18 protein-coding genes are annotated in these 16,311 nt (G+C 59.3%); 2 read left to right on the top strand and 16 right to left on the bottom strand.

Going from position 1 to position 16,311, the window contains the following annotated elements; genetic code table 11:
• The first annotated feature begins 171 nt into the window (after positions 1–171).
• Entirely contained in the window at positions 172–531 is a 360-nt protein-coding gene (locus VB144_01025; protein MEA4882239.1) for a hypothetical protein, read from the top strand.
• 142 nt (positions 532–673) lie between these two features.
• Here the strand turns inward: VB144_01025 and lexA are convergent, their stop codons facing one another.
• Positions 674–1,291: a transcriptional repressor LexA gene (gene lexA / locus VB144_01020; protein ID MEA4882238.1), complete on the bottom strand. Its 618-nt coding sequence runs from the start codon at positions 1,289–1,291 to the stop codon at positions 674–676.
• A gap of 241 nt (positions 1,292–1,532) precedes the next feature.
• On the opposite strand from lexA, the gene VB144_01015 reads away from it, so the two are divergent.
• Positions 1,533–1,979, top strand: coding sequence for a LysM peptidoglycan-binding domain-containing protein (locus tag VB144_01015; GenBank protein MEA4882237.1), 447 nt, complete (start codon positions 1,533–1,535; stop codon positions 1,977–1,979).
• A 163-nt stretch (positions 1,980–2,142) separates the two neighbouring features.
• Here the strand turns inward: VB144_01015 and VB144_01010 are convergent, their stop codons facing one another.
• From VB144_01010 to VB144_00940, 15 genes are all read right to left on the bottom strand, one after another.
• The gene (locus tag VB144_01010; GenBank protein ID MEA4882236.1) at positions 2,143–2,730 is read right to left on the bottom strand and encodes a peptidylprolyl isomerase; all 588 of its coding nucleotides are present in this window, start codon (positions 2,728–2,730) and stop codon (positions 2,143–2,145) included.
• The gene (locus VB144_01005; protein ID MEA4882235.1) at positions 2,709–3,533 is read right to left on the bottom strand and encodes a DNA-formamidopyrimidine glycosylase family protein; all 825 of its coding nucleotides are present in this window, start codon (positions 3,531–3,533) and stop codon (positions 2,709–2,711) included. Before VB144_01005 ends, VB144_01010 begins: the two co-directional genes overlap by 22 nt.
• A 21-nt stretch (positions 3,534–3,554) precedes the next feature.
• A complete protein-coding gene (locus tag VB144_01000; protein MEA4882234.1) occupies positions 3,555–4,757 on the bottom strand; it encodes an ABC transporter permease in 1,203 nt (400 codons plus the stop codon).
• Complete coding sequence (locus VB144_00995; GenBank protein MEA4882233.1) at positions 4,754–5,506, bottom strand: ABC transporter ATP-binding protein; 753 nt, start codon at positions 5,504–5,506, stop codon at positions 4,754–4,756. Before VB144_00995 ends, VB144_01000 begins: the two co-directional genes overlap by 4 nt.
• Entirely contained in the window at positions 5,503–6,435 is a 933-nt protein-coding gene (locus VB144_00990) for an efflux RND transporter periplasmic adaptor subunit (protein MEA4882232.1), read from the bottom strand. Before VB144_00990 ends, VB144_00995 begins: the two co-directional genes overlap by 4 nt.
• A 26-nt stretch (positions 6,436–6,461) precedes the next feature.
• Positions 6,462–7,553: a M24 family metallopeptidase gene (locus VB144_00985; protein MEA4882231.1), complete on the bottom strand. Its 1,092-nt coding sequence runs from the start codon at positions 7,551–7,553 to the stop codon at positions 6,462–6,464.
• 15 nt (positions 7,554–7,568) lie between these two features.
• Entirely contained in the window at positions 7,569–7,790 is a 222-nt protein-coding gene (locus tag VB144_00980; GenBank protein ID MEA4882230.1) for a zinc ribbon domain-containing protein, read from the bottom strand.
• Between the two features lie 25 nt (positions 7,791–7,815).
• Positions 7,816–8,601 carry a DUF72 domain-containing protein gene (locus tag VB144_00975; GenBank protein ID MEA4882229.1) on the bottom strand — a complete coding sequence of 262 codons (786 nt, stop codon included), beginning with the start codon at positions 8,599–8,601 and terminating at the stop codon, positions 7,816–7,818.
• Positions 8,598–9,809, bottom strand: a complete 1,212-nt coding sequence (dinB, locus tag VB144_00970; GenBank protein MEA4882228.1) for a DNA polymerase IV — start codon at positions 9,807–9,809, stop codon at positions 8,598–8,600. The genes VB144_00975 and dinB overlap by 4 nt, the downstream gene beginning before the upstream one ends.
• Positions 9,810–9,834: 25 nt before the next feature.
• Entirely contained in the window at positions 9,835–10,416 is a 582-nt protein-coding gene (locus tag VB144_00965) for a phosphate propanoyltransferase (GenBank protein MEA4882227.1), read from the bottom strand.
• A gap of 128 nt (positions 10,417–10,544) precedes the next feature.
• Positions 10,545–11,897, bottom strand: coding sequence for a GH1 family beta-glucosidase (locus tag VB144_00960; GenBank protein ID MEA4882226.1), 1,353 nt, complete (start codon positions 11,895–11,897; stop codon positions 10,545–10,547).
• An 11-nt stretch (positions 11,898–11,908) separates the two neighbouring features.
• On the bottom strand, positions 11,909–12,127 hold the full coding sequence (locus VB144_00955; GenBank protein ID MEA4882225.1) for a hypothetical protein: 219 nt from the start codon (positions 12,125–12,127) through the stop codon (positions 11,909–11,911).
• A gap of 13 nt (positions 12,128–12,140) precedes the next feature.
• A complete protein-coding gene (locus VB144_00950) occupies positions 12,141–13,361 on the bottom strand; it encodes a Ger(x)C family spore germination protein (protein MEA4882224.1) in 1,221 nt (406 codons plus the stop codon).
• Positions 13,361–14,473: an endospore germination permease gene (locus VB144_00945; GenBank protein ID MEA4882223.1), complete on the bottom strand. Its 1,113-nt coding sequence runs from the start codon at positions 14,471–14,473 to the stop codon at positions 13,361–13,363. The genes VB144_00950 and VB144_00945 overlap by 1 nt, the downstream gene beginning before the upstream one ends.
• A complete protein-coding gene (locus VB144_00940; protein ID MEA4882222.1) occupies positions 14,470–16,158 on the bottom strand; it encodes a spore germination protein in 1,689 nt (562 codons plus the stop codon). Before VB144_00940 ends, VB144_00945 begins: the two co-directional genes overlap by 4 nt.
• Positions 16,159–16,311: the final 153 nt, after the last annotated feature.

Here is a 16,311-nt window from a genome sequence, read left to right as displayed (position 1 = left end):
TCTGCATCGCTGCAGACTGCGTGGGCGGCCGGCTGGTCCGGCATGCCCACGTATTGTTTTCCCCGACGGGCAACATGGCAAGGAGGAATCCTGAGGTCAGCGCCGAATGAGTGAACTATAGACTGGCCATGGCCAGCGGCTCTGTGAATAAGCGATAAGGGGGAATGATAAATGATTCACCTCGCGCGTGAGGATGTCCTGCGAGGGCTGGAGCGCTTCCGCAGCATTGCAAAGCAGGACTTCCTCGCGAGCAGCCTCACGGAGAATCCGGAGTTCTGGTCAGCTCAAGCAAAGGCGCGACGGGAGCAGTACGACAGGCTTATCGAGATAGTCCAGTCATCTGGCGTTCCTGGAGCGATCGAACAGGGAATTGAATGGTACAATGAGCTGCCGCTTTTACATGAAGAGCCCGAGTTCAGCCAGCCGGAGGCGCGTGGAAGGAAACAGGCGCTTGAGGTGTTTTTCAAGGCCGTTGGGATAGATCGCAAAACGATAAAGGATGCCCGCGGGCAGAAGCTGGCGCGCCTGTAAGGTCAGGGCGCGTTTCTTTGTTTACAGGGCGAAATGCGGGCTGATGAAGCGGTGGCGCAAGAGGGCCGGACGGAGATAGTGTTCCGCCCGGCCTTTTCGATTGCTGGCTCTCGGCTCTTAGCTCGCGGCCCTGGGCAGTGTATCAGTGTATCCTCCTCACAAGGCCAACTACCTTGCCAAGAAGAACAGCCCGGTTCGTGATGATCGGGGAGTAGGCGGGATTCTCTGGCTGAAGCCTTACCTGATCATCATCACGGAAGAACCGCTTTACCGTGGCTTCGTCATCGATGAGAGCCACTACGATGTCGCCATCGGCTGCAGAGGGTTGCTTCCTGACGATCACATAGTCGCTATCTAGGATCCCCGCGCCTATCATACTCTCACCGGACACCCTGAGCATGAAGACGTCATCCTCCCCTGCGAAGGAGCGGGGGAGGGGGAAGTACTCGTCTATGTTCTCCACCGCAAGAATTGGATGGCCTGCGGTGACTCGCCCGACAACTGGAACGTTGGAGACTTCTCTCGTTGGAGGAGGCAACTGATCAGAATCCATGAGAACCTCAATGGCTCGAGGCTTTGAGGGATCGCGTCGGATGTATCCCTTATTCTCAAGAGACGCGAGATACCCGTGGACAGTAGAACTCGAACGCAGGCCGACTGCCAAGCCAATTTCCCTGACGGACGGGGGATAGCCTCGCGTTTCCGTTTCCTGCGCTATGAAACCAAGGATCTGTTTCTCTCTGGCGCTAAGCAGTGCCATTCGCATATCCCCCTTTGCTTTGTTTCAGTATATCACGGCCTCCCGGCCACTGCAAACACCAGTTCGGCCAGTAGTGTCGGCACCCGCGGAACCGCCCAAAATCCTGGCGCCGATGTTGCGTCAGCACGCGGCTCGCCGAAGAACGCCGGAATGCAAGCCTGGCAATGCCTTGACAGCAAACATATGTTCTGCTATTGTGTAAGCAGACCATAGAACATATGTTTGTATGGAGGGCTGTTGTATGCGAAGTAATGCGCGCGTTGCACCTAGGATAGTCGGCCATTGCCGCCAGTCTCAAATGTGCCAATCCGCCCGCAACAGGATCAATGCGCGGCGTCGTTCGCATCGGCGGGCCATGCTGCGGAGCATGGCTGTGATTGCCACGATGATTGCTGCGATGGCCGTGGTGTCGCTCTGGGGAACATCGGAGTTGGCTGTGGGCGCGCGCGCTGCACAAACTCAGCATCAGCTGGCTCAGGCGACTGGTGATGCAGCGCCAAGCGCACGCAAGCGCGATCTGCCGTGCGTCACTGTGGCGCCTGGCGACACGCTGTGGTCCATCGCCAAGAGGGTCGCAGGTGAAAATGTGGACCCGCGGCAAGTCACGAAACGGATACAGGAGCTGAACTACCTAACGTCGCCGCTCATACATGCCGGGCAGACCTTGCGCGTGCCGTCTATGCCATAGTCTCGACTTTAGCTTATTGGCGACGACCCCGCAATGAAGGCCCATCGATAGGCGAGTTCACCTCACTATTCAGGCGCATAACGTCGCATAATACACATTATGTTAACTTAGGCCGCATAAGACGGAGCGCACGAGTCGCGCGCTCCATGGGGATTGCTGTGCTCTACTTAAGCTGCTCCAGCGTCGCCCTGACGATCTTGTCGCCCTTCGCAAGTGCTGCGACTACGTTCATGCCGCGCACAACTCGGCCGAACACTGCATACTGTCCGTTCAGCCCCTGAGCGTCTGCCTTGAGGATGTAGAACTGCGATGTTGCCGAATTCATGTCGTTTGCACGGCGCGCCATCCCAACGGCGCCTCTTGTGTTTGGCAGTAACGGCGTGGTCTCAAATGCAACGTTCACGCCCGAACCTCCGGCGCCAGTCGCAGTCGGATCCCCAGTCTGAACCACCCAATCCTCAACTCGATGCCACGTGAGGCCGTTGTAAAAGCCGGACTGGACCAGCTTCTTGAAGTTGGCCACCGTCTTGGGCATCGCCTGTGGGAACACCTCAATAACGATCTCGCCTCTGGCTGTCTCGATTCGCACTGTCTCTGATGGTCCAAGGCCACCCTGCTGAGCGGGCGCGCCAAGGGTGGCGCAGGCCACAAAAAGCGCCGCGAGGGCAATGCTGGCGACCATTGGAGCCATGCGCGAGCTATGCCGTTTTGGTCCCACCATATCAACACTCACCTCTGGCAGGTCGGGCACACGAATGAACTCGTGGCCCCGGTCTTGATCTTTTGGATCTCTGTTCCGCACACCGGACACGGAGTGCCTTCTCGATAGCCAATGACCCATCTCTCGGCGGTATAGCCTCCAGGATGCCCGTAGAAGTCCTTTTCATAGTAGGCCCCGCCCAGATGTATCGACTCGCCAAGAACGCTGCGTATGGAGGCGTACAGAGCCTCGATTTCTTCAGCTGTCAGAGATGGAATTGGTCTCTCCGGGTGTATTCGCGCCTGGAACAGTATGTCGTGGGCATAGGCGTTGCCGATGCCCGCGAGTCGCCTCTGGTCAAGCATGAACGTCTTAACGCGTCCGCGAACGACTCGCATGATCGCTCTGAAGTCATCGAGCGTGAAATCCGCGTCCAGCGGCGATGGGCCCAGGTCGCGGGTCATGTCGTGCAGGCCAAGATCGGCGTTTGCCACGAGATGAACGTACCCGAACCACCAGAACCGAATCGTGAATCCCGTGCCGTCGGTGAACTCCAGTTTGAACTGGTATTTCGCAGGCAAGGCCTCTCCTGGCTTGTACTGCACTAGGTCGCCGCCCATGCCGAGGTTGATCAGAAGTGCGTAGTCTGGCTCGATGGGAAGGAAGATCCACTTCCCCTTGTTGGTGGCCTCCCCTACCCGCTTCCCAGTTAATGCCATGTTAAGCGCTTCAGGATCTACGTTGAGGCACTTTGGCTGCAGGCAGGCGGCAGACAGGATCACTTTCCCGGCGATCTCCTCCCTCATCTGACGCGCCATGACAGTAAGTTCAGGCAGTTCGGGCAGAGCGAGCACCCCCCCCATGCTAATTGGCTTTTACTCGTATCGAAGAGCCGCCACAGGTTCCATTCGCGCAGCTCTCATGGCTGGGAAGATCCCGAATGCGAGCCCCACAGCGGATGAGAACCCCACGGCCGCCACAACTGAAGTGAGGCTGAAGGAAGAAGCCCAGCCCAGTGCGGCGGATATGGCTGCGCCACCAAGCCACCCGATAAGCATGCCGATCACCCCACCCGAAACTGCTAGAGCGACTGCCTCCGCCAGGAACTGTGCGAGTATGTCGCGGTTCTTGGCGCCCAGCGACTTCCGCACTCCTATCTCCCGGGTTCGTTCTGCCACCGACGTCAGCATCGTCGACATGATTCCGATGCCGCCCACCAGGAGGCTGATCCCGGCGATTGCGCCCAGAAGCAGGGTCATAGTGGATGTGGCCTGTCGAACCACGTCGAGGAGCGCCTCCTGCGACATGATGGTGAAACCGTCGCGGGTCTCATCAACGGAATCAAGGAACCGGGATACTTGGGCAACCGCGGCATCAGCATCTTTGGCAGATCTGGTGTTCGCGATGTAGTAGGCTACTCTGCGCACTGGAGACATCCTGTACACCAGTGATGTCACCGGGACATACACGTCTTCGCTGGCATTGGATGTGAACATATCCGCCTTGCTCTCTGTGACGCCGACTACCAGGCACTGTGTTCGGCGAACAGGCGTGATCATCGAGATCATGCGCCCTACGGGATCGTCCTCACCGAACAGTTTCGAGGCCGCCTTGCCCGAGAGCACCGCCACGTTCGCAGCGGAGGACTCCTCCGAGGCGGTGAAACCGCGCCCTCTGGCGATATGCAAATTGGAAAGTGGCAGATAGGATCGGGATACCCCCATTGCCATGGCATCTGTCGTGGCGCCTCTGAACGCGATCGTGGCTGGGATCTGTGACACCGGTGAGACGTCCCTCAGTGCTGGGCAGGCCTCCTTGATCCGCTCAGCCAGCGACATGGTGAGAGTTCGCTCCCGGCCGACCTCGGCCGACTGCGGCTTTGTAGGGGAGATCATGATGAGGTTGGATCCCAAATCCGAGATGCTCGATGTGATCTGCAGCTGTGCGCTGGAACCGACAGAGATCATGGTGATCACCGAGGCCACTCCTATCACAATGCCGAGCGCTGAGAGAAAGGTCCTTGCACGATTCACGCGAAGGCTCCCAAGGGCAAGAGCGAAGGTCTCAGCTGGCCTCATGCGCGCTCACCTTCCTCAAACGGGGGGCACTGCGGAGCATTATGGGACGCTGCCTGCCGCTGGATTTGCTCTACTCGCTCGACGACGCCGTCCCGAAGATGGACCGCTCGCCCAGAATGCTCAGCTATTGCCCTATCATGCGTCACAAGCACTATTGTGGCGCCTGCGGAGTTGAGATCCTCGAGTATCCTGAGTATCTCCAGGCCCGTCTTGGAGTCGAGGTTGCCGGTGGGCTCGTCAGCAAGGATCACAGAAGGGTTGTTCACAAGGGATCTGGCTATGGCTGCACGCTGGCGCTGCCCGCCTGAGACTTCCGATGGCAGATGATCCGTTCGGTCCGCCAATCCCACGCGGGTCAGGGCCTCGCGAGCGCGCGCCCGTCTCTCCCCTGCCCTCACCCCGGCGTATACCATGGGTATCTCCACATTCGCAAGGAGTGTTTCGCGGGGAAGGAGGTTGAAGTCCTGAAATATGAAGCCGATCTCCGAGTTCCGAACGCGGGCCAGGGCCGAATCGTCCAGAGAGGATACGTCTCTTCCGGCAAGGACATATCTGCCTGAGGTAGGCCGATCGAGGCAGCCGATGATATGCATCAGGGTGGACTTGCCTGAGCCGGACGGCCCCATGATCGAGATGAAGTCGCCCTCGCCAATGGTCAACGAAACCCCGTCGAGCGCCCTTACTTCTGCGCCGCCCATCGAGTACACGCGGGTCACATTCTCGATAATCGCAAGAGGTGCGGCGCTCATTCTGACGCCCTCCCAGGGCCGAATCTAATGACTCTTTGATTGGCCTTCGCACCTGGGAGCTTATCCTGAATCGACACTGCGTCCTCGATGATGACAGCACCCTCGTCAACGCCGGAGAGGACCTGTGTGTATTTGCCATCGGTCAGGCCCACATCGATCTTGGCGAGGCTCGGCACACCCGCATCGTCGAGGCGAATTGCGTACTTGGCGCCGTCAAGCTCCACCCAGGAGCGCGCCGGAATCCTAACCACATCCACAATGGTGTCGGAATCCACCTGCACATTCGCCGTGATTCCAGGCTTGAGCGCAGGGTCGGAACTATCGATGGCAATTCGCACCGGGATCGTAACGAGTTCTCCTCTGGCAATCGCGACTGCCCCAATGGAGGCGACCTTGCCGGATACGGCCAGATCCGGAGCTGCGTCGAACGTAATCGTGGCAGGCATCCCCACGGCCACCTTAGGCAGGTCGATCTCGTCTATCTCAATGCTAGCTCTGTAGGCTGAAGTGTCCATTATCACGAAGGCAGGCTGTCCCGGAGCAGCGAAGCCGCCCTCCTCCACACTAACCTGCGTCACCAGGCCGGCCATCGGCGCGTCGAGACGGGTTCCAGATACCTCGCACAGCATTGCGCCTGAGGATACTGTGGAGCCTTCATGGACCTTCAGGGACGTGACCTTGCCCGGCATATCGGGGCTGACGATTCTGGTGCGAACAGGATCGAGCCTGCCGGATGCATAGACGTACCGATGAATGTCGCCTCGTGATACTGTGATGCTGGGTTTCCCGGCAACGGCCGAGGCGAGCGCCGCAGCAGCGCCTGGGGTTCTCCTCCTGGCGCGGACCGCTGCGAAAACCAGGATGGCGATGGCCGCAATGACCCACGGCATCGACCGCCGACGATTTCGCGACGTAGATGTATGAGACAAGCCGACAATACCCCCATTCAAATGCATCAGCGCACTAGGATATCGGGGCGAGCGATCTCGCCTGACTCCGACAGGACCGTGCGCACTGGCCAGTCGCCGGTGGCGGTGATGATCTCAGTCCGTCCATCGGTGACGATAATGGTGTCTTCGCTCTTTGTTCCTGCAACAGATGGGTTCCACGCGAACGCCTGGCAGGCCCCTACCACCTGCTCTGAGCATGGAGTCGCAAGGTACTCTCTGGACTGGTAGCCAGCAGCGCCGCCCTGGTGATGAAAGCGCCACTCATCAGGGAATCCCGCGTTGGAGTATGCCCGAACGATAGCAGCGAATACATCCGCCACCCTGGTCTGCGGCTTGGTCGCAGCGATGGCAGTGGCATCGACATATGCGGCAGCATCCCGCTTGCGGCGGATATCATCTGGGAGTGGGCCGATACTTACAATCCTGGTTGCGCTGGCCACGAGGCCCCACTTTCGTCCACATGCCACGAGCATCGCGTACTTATCGAGCCTGGCGTCGGTAGGTGTTGGATGCCTGCGGACTACGGCGCGTCCATCAGCTGCGACGAGGGTGACCACCGGGACAATACCTGCCTCATATAGCCTCACCGCCATAAGCGACGCCGCCTTGTGCTCAGTCATCCCAGGCTCAACACACCTTGCGGCATCTTCCACCGCCCGGCCCACATGCGCTCCCAGCCACCTGAATCTGTCCATCTCCTCAGGTTCCAGCTGATAGCGAAGTGGCGCGGCCATGTCTCCCAGGTAGATCGAGCCGTTCATCAATGTATCCGCGCCTGTGGCGCCGCGCACAGCGTATTTCAGGCAGTCTGGCGGACCCTCATGCCAGGGGGATTCGACGATCTCGAAACCCTTGTCCTCGAGGTGCATGTCCTCGCGAAGCCTCACTGATTCGATGTTGTTCGTAAGGGCGTAGGCGGAATCCCCAGTGATGACCACCGAGGCGACTCCCTGCTCGCTTCCTTGGTTGACCAGCGGCGACTCCCCAGCTGTGATCCAGGCGAAGTTGGCGGCCTGCTGGTATACCATGGCCTCTACACCGCGGTCGCCCATGAATTGTCGAACCTTATCCAGCTTCCGCTGAACCTCAGGCAACATGCTGCTCCCCTCCTACTAGTGCCCGCAGGCACTGCATGATCCGCCACCGCAGGACCCGCATGAGCCTCCTCCATGCGTTGACGCTACGAACTCAGAGCCGTTTTTGAACCCAAACGCGGAAGGAAGCTTGTCCACCTGATCGTTGCCGCAATCTGGGCACTTCACCTTCGCGCAACCGAATACCAGTTCCTCGAACTTGCGTCCGCACTTCCTGCACTTGTACTCGAATATCGGCATGCCAATCATCCTCCGTAGGCAGTTCTCATAATAGATCCAAAAGCGATTCCATCTGCTTTGCGTTCAGCGCGGCCTGCCCCGCGTGGCAGTTGTTGAACAGAACATAGGTCCGCTCCGTGGCCTGCGAGATGCTATCGATCTTAGGAATCCAATCCCGGAGCTCGTTCTCGGTATACAGGTAGTTGTAACGTTCCCAAGCTTCCTTATGTTCCCACCACGATCGCGCATTTCGTCCATGAAACCGGACGTACCCGATGGATGAGGTGTACACAGCCAGCGGCGGGAAGAGCCCTTTGAGGCTCGGCTCATCCACGCAGCAGAACCCGAGGCCATTGCGGCTCAGGAGATCAAAGGCTGCTGGCGACACCCATTCCACATTGCGGAACTCGACGATTACCGGAACACCTGGCAGGAGTTCTGGTAGACGCTCGATGTAGGATGCATTCTCCGGGGTGCGCTTAAAGCCCCACGGGAACTGGCAGAGAACACAGCCGAGCTTGCCGTCGTCTGCGAGCGGGGCCAACGCCGAGAGAAACGTTTTGAACAGGGCGGCAGCATCATCGTCCGACTCCGGCCTCTCGTGGGTCATGCTCCTGTGGGCCTTGACGCAGAATGTGAAACCAGCAGGGGTCTTGCTAGATAGCCCCTCTATGGTGCGTGTCGCCGGCATCTGGTAGTATGTGTAATCCAGCTCGACTACGGGGAACTGGGTGGAGTAATAGGACAGCATCTCACGTTCTGCGAGCCCCTCGGGGTAGAATACCCCGCGCCAGTCCTTGTAGCTAAAACCACAGGCGCCAACCTGTATCACCGCTGCCTCGCCTCCATTTCAAGCTCACGGCCGCGCATCACTCCCTTCACCCCGAACTCCTCCGCGATCCCATCGAGCACATGGTCGATGCTCTTGCCGCTGCCCTGCCCAGCCTCGGAAGCCCCGTGCGCTCCGACTGAGTGCTCTGGCGGTCTCTGTTGAAAGAGGCAGAGCTGCCTCGAGTCATGGATCCCCGACACCGAAACGCCAATTAGTCGCACCGGCGCGGCTAGGTTAAGGCCGTCCAGGAGTGCACAGGCGGCATGGTATATGGAATCGTCGCTATCGAACGGTTCCGACAGGGAGTGTCCCCTTGTGATCTGGGTAAAATCGGCGAACTTGACCTTGATCGTCACAGTCCGGGCGAGCCTTCCGTCGCTTCGAAGCCGTCGACCTACCCTGCGGGAGTGCTGCGCAATGGAGGTGCGAAGCACGGATGCATCGCAAACATCAGTATCGAATGTGCACTCAGAGCCGTATGACTTGCGCTCTTCATCAGGCACTACCGGGGAGTCATCCACTCCACGAGCAAGGTCGTAGGCCTCTGCTCCCCACCGTCCGTACCGCTCGACCAGCCACTCCCGTGGCCAGCTGCGAAGATCAGCGACCGTGGCGATCCCATATCTCCCCAGGGCCTCCCTTCCCTTCTCCCCCACTCCCCACAGCCGTCCCACCGGGAGTGGAGAGAGGAAGGAGTCCACATCCTCCAGGCGGATCACCAGAAGCCCATCTGGCTTGGACATGTCGGAACCGAGCTTCGCCAGAAACCGATTGGGGGCGATCCCCACAGATGCGTTCAGGCCGGACGCATCGCGAATGGCCCTTTTGATATGGGCCCCCATGGCGTGCGAATCCGCGTGGAACTGCTCGCAGCCGGTCATGTCAAGGAAGGCCTCATCGATGGAGACCTGCTGGACAAGGGGCGTGAAGCCGCGCAAGACCTCCATGATCTCCCGCGAGACTTCCGCATACCGCCTCATGTTCCCGGTCACGAAGATGGCCTGCGGGCATAGTCGCTCCGCCTGCGATACTGGCATTGCCGATCTTACCCCGAACCTGCGCGCCTCGTAAGAGCAGGTGGATACCACTGCCCGGGTGCTGCCCCGAGGCCCTCCCACAACCAGGGGCTTTCCCCGGTACTCTGGGTGATCAAGCGCCTCCACCGCAGCGAAGAAGCAGTCCATGTCGACGTGGGATATGGTTCGCAACTCGCACCACCAGACCTTTGCAGAACTAGCCTACCTTGATGATGGTCACCATATCTCCGTTCTTTAGGGACGCCGCGTTCGCCTCGTCGGTATCTAGGTGCATTTCCCAGGTGAACGTGTCGTGCACGCGGATCAGAACCTGGTCGAAGGTGAGAGCCCGATCCCCGTCTGCTCTCACCATCACGATGTCGCCGTTGGCGACGCCGAGCTCGCACGCTTCGGCGGGGGTCATGTGTATGTGGCGTTTGGCCAGGATAACACCGCAAGGGATGGTGACTTCACCCGCAGGCCCTACGATGCGCACTGATGGAGAGCCCGCCAGATCCCCGGAATCCCGAACCGGAGGGGTGATTCCCAGCCGAAAGCAATCAGTGCGGGACAGCTCGACCTGAGTCTGCTTTCGGCAGGGGCCGAGGATGCGGATTCCAGTGAACGAACCCTTGGGGCCGATCAGCGTCACTGTTTCCTCTGCAGCGTACTGCCCCTTTTGACTGAGGTCCTTCTTCACAGTCAGCTCATGCCCTGGCCCGAACAGTGTAGCGAGGTCTTCCCTGGATACGTGAAGGTGTTTGCTGGATATTCCGACTGGAACCAGACGATCAGACATGACGAAGCCTCCAATTCGTGTGTGCGCCACTACTCAATGATACCGAGATGGCCCCTGAAAAGCAAACAAACAGTCAGCGGTCGGGGCTGCGTCGCCGCCTCCTCCGCAGTTACGTAGCATCTGAGCTGCTAGCCCCGGAGTGCGTTCGAGGCGATCATGTCCCTGTACCAAAGCGCGCTCTTCTTAGGGATTCTCTTCTGTGTGTGGTAGTCCACATAGGTGATGCCGAACCTCTTGGCGTAGCCATGGGCCCACTCGTAGTTATCCAGCAGAGACCAGACGAAGTAGCCATCCACAGGGACTCCATCCTGAATCGCTCTATGCAACTGCACCAGATGGCGGCGGATGTAGTCGAGCCTCTCGTCGTCATCCACTGTGCCCTGAGGAGTGAGCGTGTCTGGATAGGCTGCCCCGTTCTCCGTTATGTAGATCGAGGCCGGCGCGTAGTCATTCTTGATCCGCATCATGAGGTCGTATAGGCCTTCTGGGTACACCTCCCACCCCATATCCGTGACCGGCAAATCCCCGCGTCGAACCCCAGCGAATCCGAAGGGCTGGGCGGCGCGGTCCGACATGACTATAGACGGGTTATAGTAGTTCACACCCAGGAAGTCCACGGGCGAGCCGATGATCTCCATGTCGCCTTTGTGGATCGCGGGCATGCTCGCGGCGTCCGAGTACAGCTGCAACATGTCATCAGGGTAGCTTCCTCTGAACACCGGATCAGCGAACCATCGGTTAAGCGCTCCATCCCACAGCGCTGCAGCCCGGGCGTCCTCTGCGGAGGATGTGGACGGATACACCGGCGCCATGTTTAGAGTGATGCCGATGCGTGAACCGGACCTGCCGACCTCCCGAAATGCGCGGACGGCCTGCCCGTGTGAGAGCAGAAGGTGGTGAGCTGCTGCCAAGGCAGACTGAAGGCTTCTCTTGCCCGGCGCATGCTCTCCAGCGTAGTGGCCTGCGAATGACGTGACGAACGGCTCGTTGTGGGTTATCCATAGCCCCACACGATCCCCAAGCGCCTCGAAAACGCATGCGGAATAGTCCGCGAATCGGGATGCAGTGTCTCTGTTCTCCCAGCCTCCCTTATCCTGCAGCGCCTGGGGAAGGTCCCAGTGGTACAGCGTGGCCATGGGCGTGATGCCTGCATCCAGAAGCGCATCCACTAATTCATTGTAGAAGTCCAGGCCTTTTCGGTTGGGCTTGCCCGCACCGTTCGGGTAGATTCTAGGCCAGGCTATGGAGAAGCGATATGCACCGAGCCTCAGCTCTCGCATGAGCTCAACATCCTCGCGGAAGCGGTGGTAGTGATCGCAGGCCTCCTCCGGCGTATCGCCATTTGCGACATTGCCCGGAATCCGGCTGAATCGGTCCCAGATCGACTCTCCCTTTCCGCCTTCTTGAGCCGCTCCCTCGATCTGACACGCAGCCGTGGCCGCGCCCCATATGAAGCTCTTCGGAAACTCGTAATACGTCACATCTCATCACCTCATCTGAAGAGTCCTACGATCATGGTTGTCGCGGCCTCGATCCACTTCAGTGGGTTCGGCAGTGGCATGCCGATTACCTGCAATAGGCTTATTACGAACCCGAAGACTATGAGTCCGGCAAACGCAGCGAGATCGCCCCACATCCTGTCGCGGACCAGGGCGGGGGCGTCATAGGCAGCCATGGCTGCGAACGCGACTATGAGCGCCGCCACTTTCATGGGATCCCTCCCTTCATTCCGTGATCCTAACGCTTCTCACAACGAGCCCGGAGCGCCGTAGCTTGGCATCCACCTCCACGCGGACGTCAATTGTGGGAAACAGCTCGTCCCAACGGTCCCTCAGTTCTTCCCACTTCCTATGGTCGGTCCTGTTCAGCTCGGCGCCGAATCCGAATATGTCGGAGTTGAGTTCCTGAGCCTTCGAAAGGGCAGCCGCAATCTCATTCCGGATGACCGCAGCCATCCTGCGCTCCATGCTATCCCATACCTCAGGCTGAGCAAGCGGGTCGATGAATCCCTGCACGTCTGCCATGACCCCATACGCGCGAACCTTTATGAGCACTGTGATTCTGCCATCCCGCACCTCCGTCTTGAAACCGCCGCTCCCCCACAGGATCTCCAGCCCGATCAGCTTGTCCTCGAGCCCAGGCTGCTTGATCACGATCACCCCGCTCTTGATCTTGCTGGTAATCCAGTTCAGCCCGCGGGCCTCAGACTTGTCCAGCCACCCAACTAGTCTGTCATTCTTCAATACGGCCGCGCCGGTCAGGCGGGCGGATGCGCCTATCTCGTTTCTGAGCAATTCTCCGCGGGTATCTGGGTTCTTGGGCCTGGGGACGATCTCCACACGGGTTAGCACAGGGTTGATTCCCTCCCCTTCGAGCGCCCGATCGAGATCCAGCACAGTGCTGCTGACTACCGTGGATGACCCATTCTGCAAGCCATGCAATATGCCTCGGCCCCCGGAGGAAGGGAGGCGCTCCAGCTCGAATTCAGCGTGCAGCAGATCGTATGCCGTGGCCCCCTTGGCAACCGCAATCTGCATCCGTCGTCGAGTCTCGCCGTCGCGTTCGAAGAGATCCAGAATGTCCCCTATGCCTCCGCGACAGTACTCCTCGCCGATCAAGAGCCACAGGTTGTGCGACCAGAATGGAACCCGCGGCGACTGAGCGAGCAGGTTACGCACTGCATCGAGCAGGGTCTGCCCTGTGCTGCTGACAGTCCAGAACGGCTTCTCCGGAGATACGGCCCGCTCCCCAGTGGAAAGCGCGAACGGTTTCACGATCTGCACCGTAAGCTGGATCTTGCCTTCTTCCTGGGCATTGTCGATCCCCGCTGCCACGATGAACCCGAGAGTCTCGAGCTCCCGTCGGCTCCAACACCCTGCGACGGCCAGCGCCAGGCACAGGATGGCGGCAACGCGGACTGCCGTCTTGACAAGGCGCGCGCGCATCAGCCCCGCCTCCCGGCATTCGACGCAGGCCTGCTGCGGAACAAGGCGCCGAGCCACAAAATGGCCATTACGGTCAGTGTGAGGAGCAGCGAGTAGATGCCCCAGTTCTCAAACTCCTGGAAAACATCCATCGCCAGGTCGCTCTCAAAGAAGAGGACTCCGAAGGCCGCGCAGATGGCGCCCAATGGGTAAATCAGGGTCTGAGACCGTTCAACCCCCAATAGCTGTGCAAGCCCCTCGGCGCTCGCCCATAGGTACAGCGCCAACTTGATCCCGGCGCTCAGGGTCCAGATCCCCATCGGGATGATCTCAATTCTCTCGAGGAACTGACCGAGGCTGATAAGGCTGGAGAGGCTGAAAACCGGCATTTCCAGGGCCGACACTCCCTCGCCGAACGCTGCTGCCAGCGCAATGCATATCCACGTCGCGATCAGCCCAGATGCCAGCACTGCATAGACCGAGTATCGCACCGCATTCTTGGGCCTGTTCACGTAGGGCAGAAGCATTCCCACTACGTTGAACTCCGCGAAGAAGGAGACGGCCACCCCCATGGGGTCGAGAACGGAGCCGAACCCTGTCGGGAGAATGGGCAACAGATCGCGAAACCGCATGGTGTCGAACGGCAGAATCGACACGAGCATCAGGGAGAAGATCACCAGCGGCATGCTGAATTCCGCCATGCGGCCAGCTACTTCTATGCCGCATCTGGCGGTGTTGGCGCCCAGAAACGTGATCACGGCCATGAACACCAGGATCGGAGTATCCACCATGATGCCTTTCACATAGGACTCCCCAAGCGCCCTCGCCATAGATGCTGCGATCACTATCCAGTAACCTATGAGAAGCGCTCCGACGATTCTGCCCAGAAACTTGCCGAGAACGATCTGGCTGTACTCGATTATGGTCTTGTTTGGGAACCTCAAACCAAGGAGGGCCATCCCTGCAATCAGAGGAACGGAGAGCGCCGTTCCTATCAGCGCTGCGATCCAGCCGTCCTGCGGAGTGCGGATCCCCACCATCATGGGAAAGGTAATGGTTATGAGCACGATGCGGCTTATGAAGAGCAGTGCCATGAGTTGCCTGGGGCTTATCTTCTGGGAGTTGGTTATCATCGCCTACCCCGTTCACCTCCTCCCGCGTCGCTAATCTCCCGATCGCTGCCGGAAGGAGGCTCAGGTTTCGCCCTGGGCCCCTGCCTCACCGGATTGCTTCCACCAGTGAACAGCGGCCTTGTCCGCATGCCCCACCATGGAAATACCACCAGCGCGTCCTTGAGATCAGACAGCACAAGCGGCGCCAGAGGCTCGAAAAACGGAACGCCGAAGGAGCGCAGGGCAGCAAGATGGGTAAAAAGAGCGAACAGACCCGCCCATACCCCAAACATCCCAAGCGTGCCAGCCAGCAGTATCATCAGGAAACGCAAGATGCGAACCCCGACTGCCAGACTGAACGACGGGGTGGCAAGTGAGGCGATTCCTGTAGCCGCCACTACCACCACCATCGCCGGAGAGACCAGGCCTGCGCGGATGGCTGCATCCCCGAGCACTAGGGTCCCCACTATACTGATGGCTGGCCCCACTATCCTAGGCAGGCGAACCCCCGCTTCCCGCATTATCTCGAAGGTCAACTCCATCACAAGAGCCTCAATCACTGCGGGGAACGGCACTCCTTCTCTCTGCGCCGCGATGTTCAGTATAAGCGGGGTGGGCAGCATCTCCTGGTGGAAGGTGGTCACAGACACGTAGATCGAGGGGAGGATGAGAGACATCATAAACGCGATCACTCTGATAAACCGCAGGGGCGACGCCATTAGGGACCGCTCGAAGTAGTCTTCTGGAGAGCTTAGGCACATCATAAACGTGACCGGGACCACGAGGACAAACGGAGTGCCGTCGGTTAGCAGCGCTACCCTGCCCTCAAGCAGGTTGCCCACGACTCTGTCGGGCCTTTCCGTCCTGATGACAGTGGGAAAAGGGGAAAACGGCGCGTCCTCGATGTATTCTTCGAGTTGACCGCTCTCCTGTATGGCATCTACGTCGATTCGATCCAGCCGATTCCTCACCTCTTGAACAGTCTTGGCGTTCGCGACTCCTTCCACATAGGCAATCGCCACACCGGTCCTGCCGAGAGTCCCTATCTTTCGCTCCTCGATCCAAAGACGCGGGGACATGATCCTGCGCCGAAGAAGGGACGTGTTTGTGCGCAGCGACTCCACGAACCCCTCTTTCGATCCCCTGATTGTCGTTTCGGTGGTGGGCTCCTCCGGGCTTCGTTGACTCCACCCCTGGACACCACATATGAGGCCGCGTGGGATTCCGTCAAGCAGTACGCCGCATTGCCCCGCCGAGATGCAGCTTATGAACCTGTCCAGCATTCCAGTCTCCTCGAGGCTAGTGGAGGCGAGAAACCGTTCCTTGAGATCAATAAACGCCTGCTTGGAGTCATCCCAGGTGCGATCGGAATCGGCGATCCTCATGACTATCGCTTCCGACACCAGGCGTCTGTCGATGAGGCCTTCAATGTGCACTATGGCGGCGAGAACCCGCCCCTTGTTGCCCGCTCTGAGTTCGCGAATCACCAGATCCGCGCTGTTTCCGAACTCCTCCCGTATCCTCTGTAGATCCTGTACGAGAGACCCTCGCAGGGGTTCCTTTCCTGAATCGTCAGGGGACTCTCCTTCACAGCTCTTCGGATCCCGGCAGCCGGAAACCCCGCTCCGGCCGGGCCTGCCTCGGCCCAGCGGCTGACCCCTCGGTGCAAGAAGCCTTCGCATGGCTTTCCACGGGCTCAATAGCATTGCAGTCCCACCCGCCAGGAATTCTTTCCCATGCTACGTATGGTGCCCATCAGGCATGTCGCTATGCAGACAGGGCAACGTCAGGCGCTTCAGGATGATGGCTGATGGTCCTTGACAACGTCTGCTCTCGCCTGTAGAATCGAGGTAGTCAAT

The organism is Clostridia bacterium, from assembly GCA_034926675.1.
In the GTDB taxonomy this organism is placed as follows: domain Bacteria; phylum Bacillota; class DTU025; order DTU025; family DTU025; genus JAYFQW01.
The sequence above is the reverse complement of the archived record's forward strand: the minus strand, read 5'-3'. Positions and strand labels throughout refer to the sequence as shown.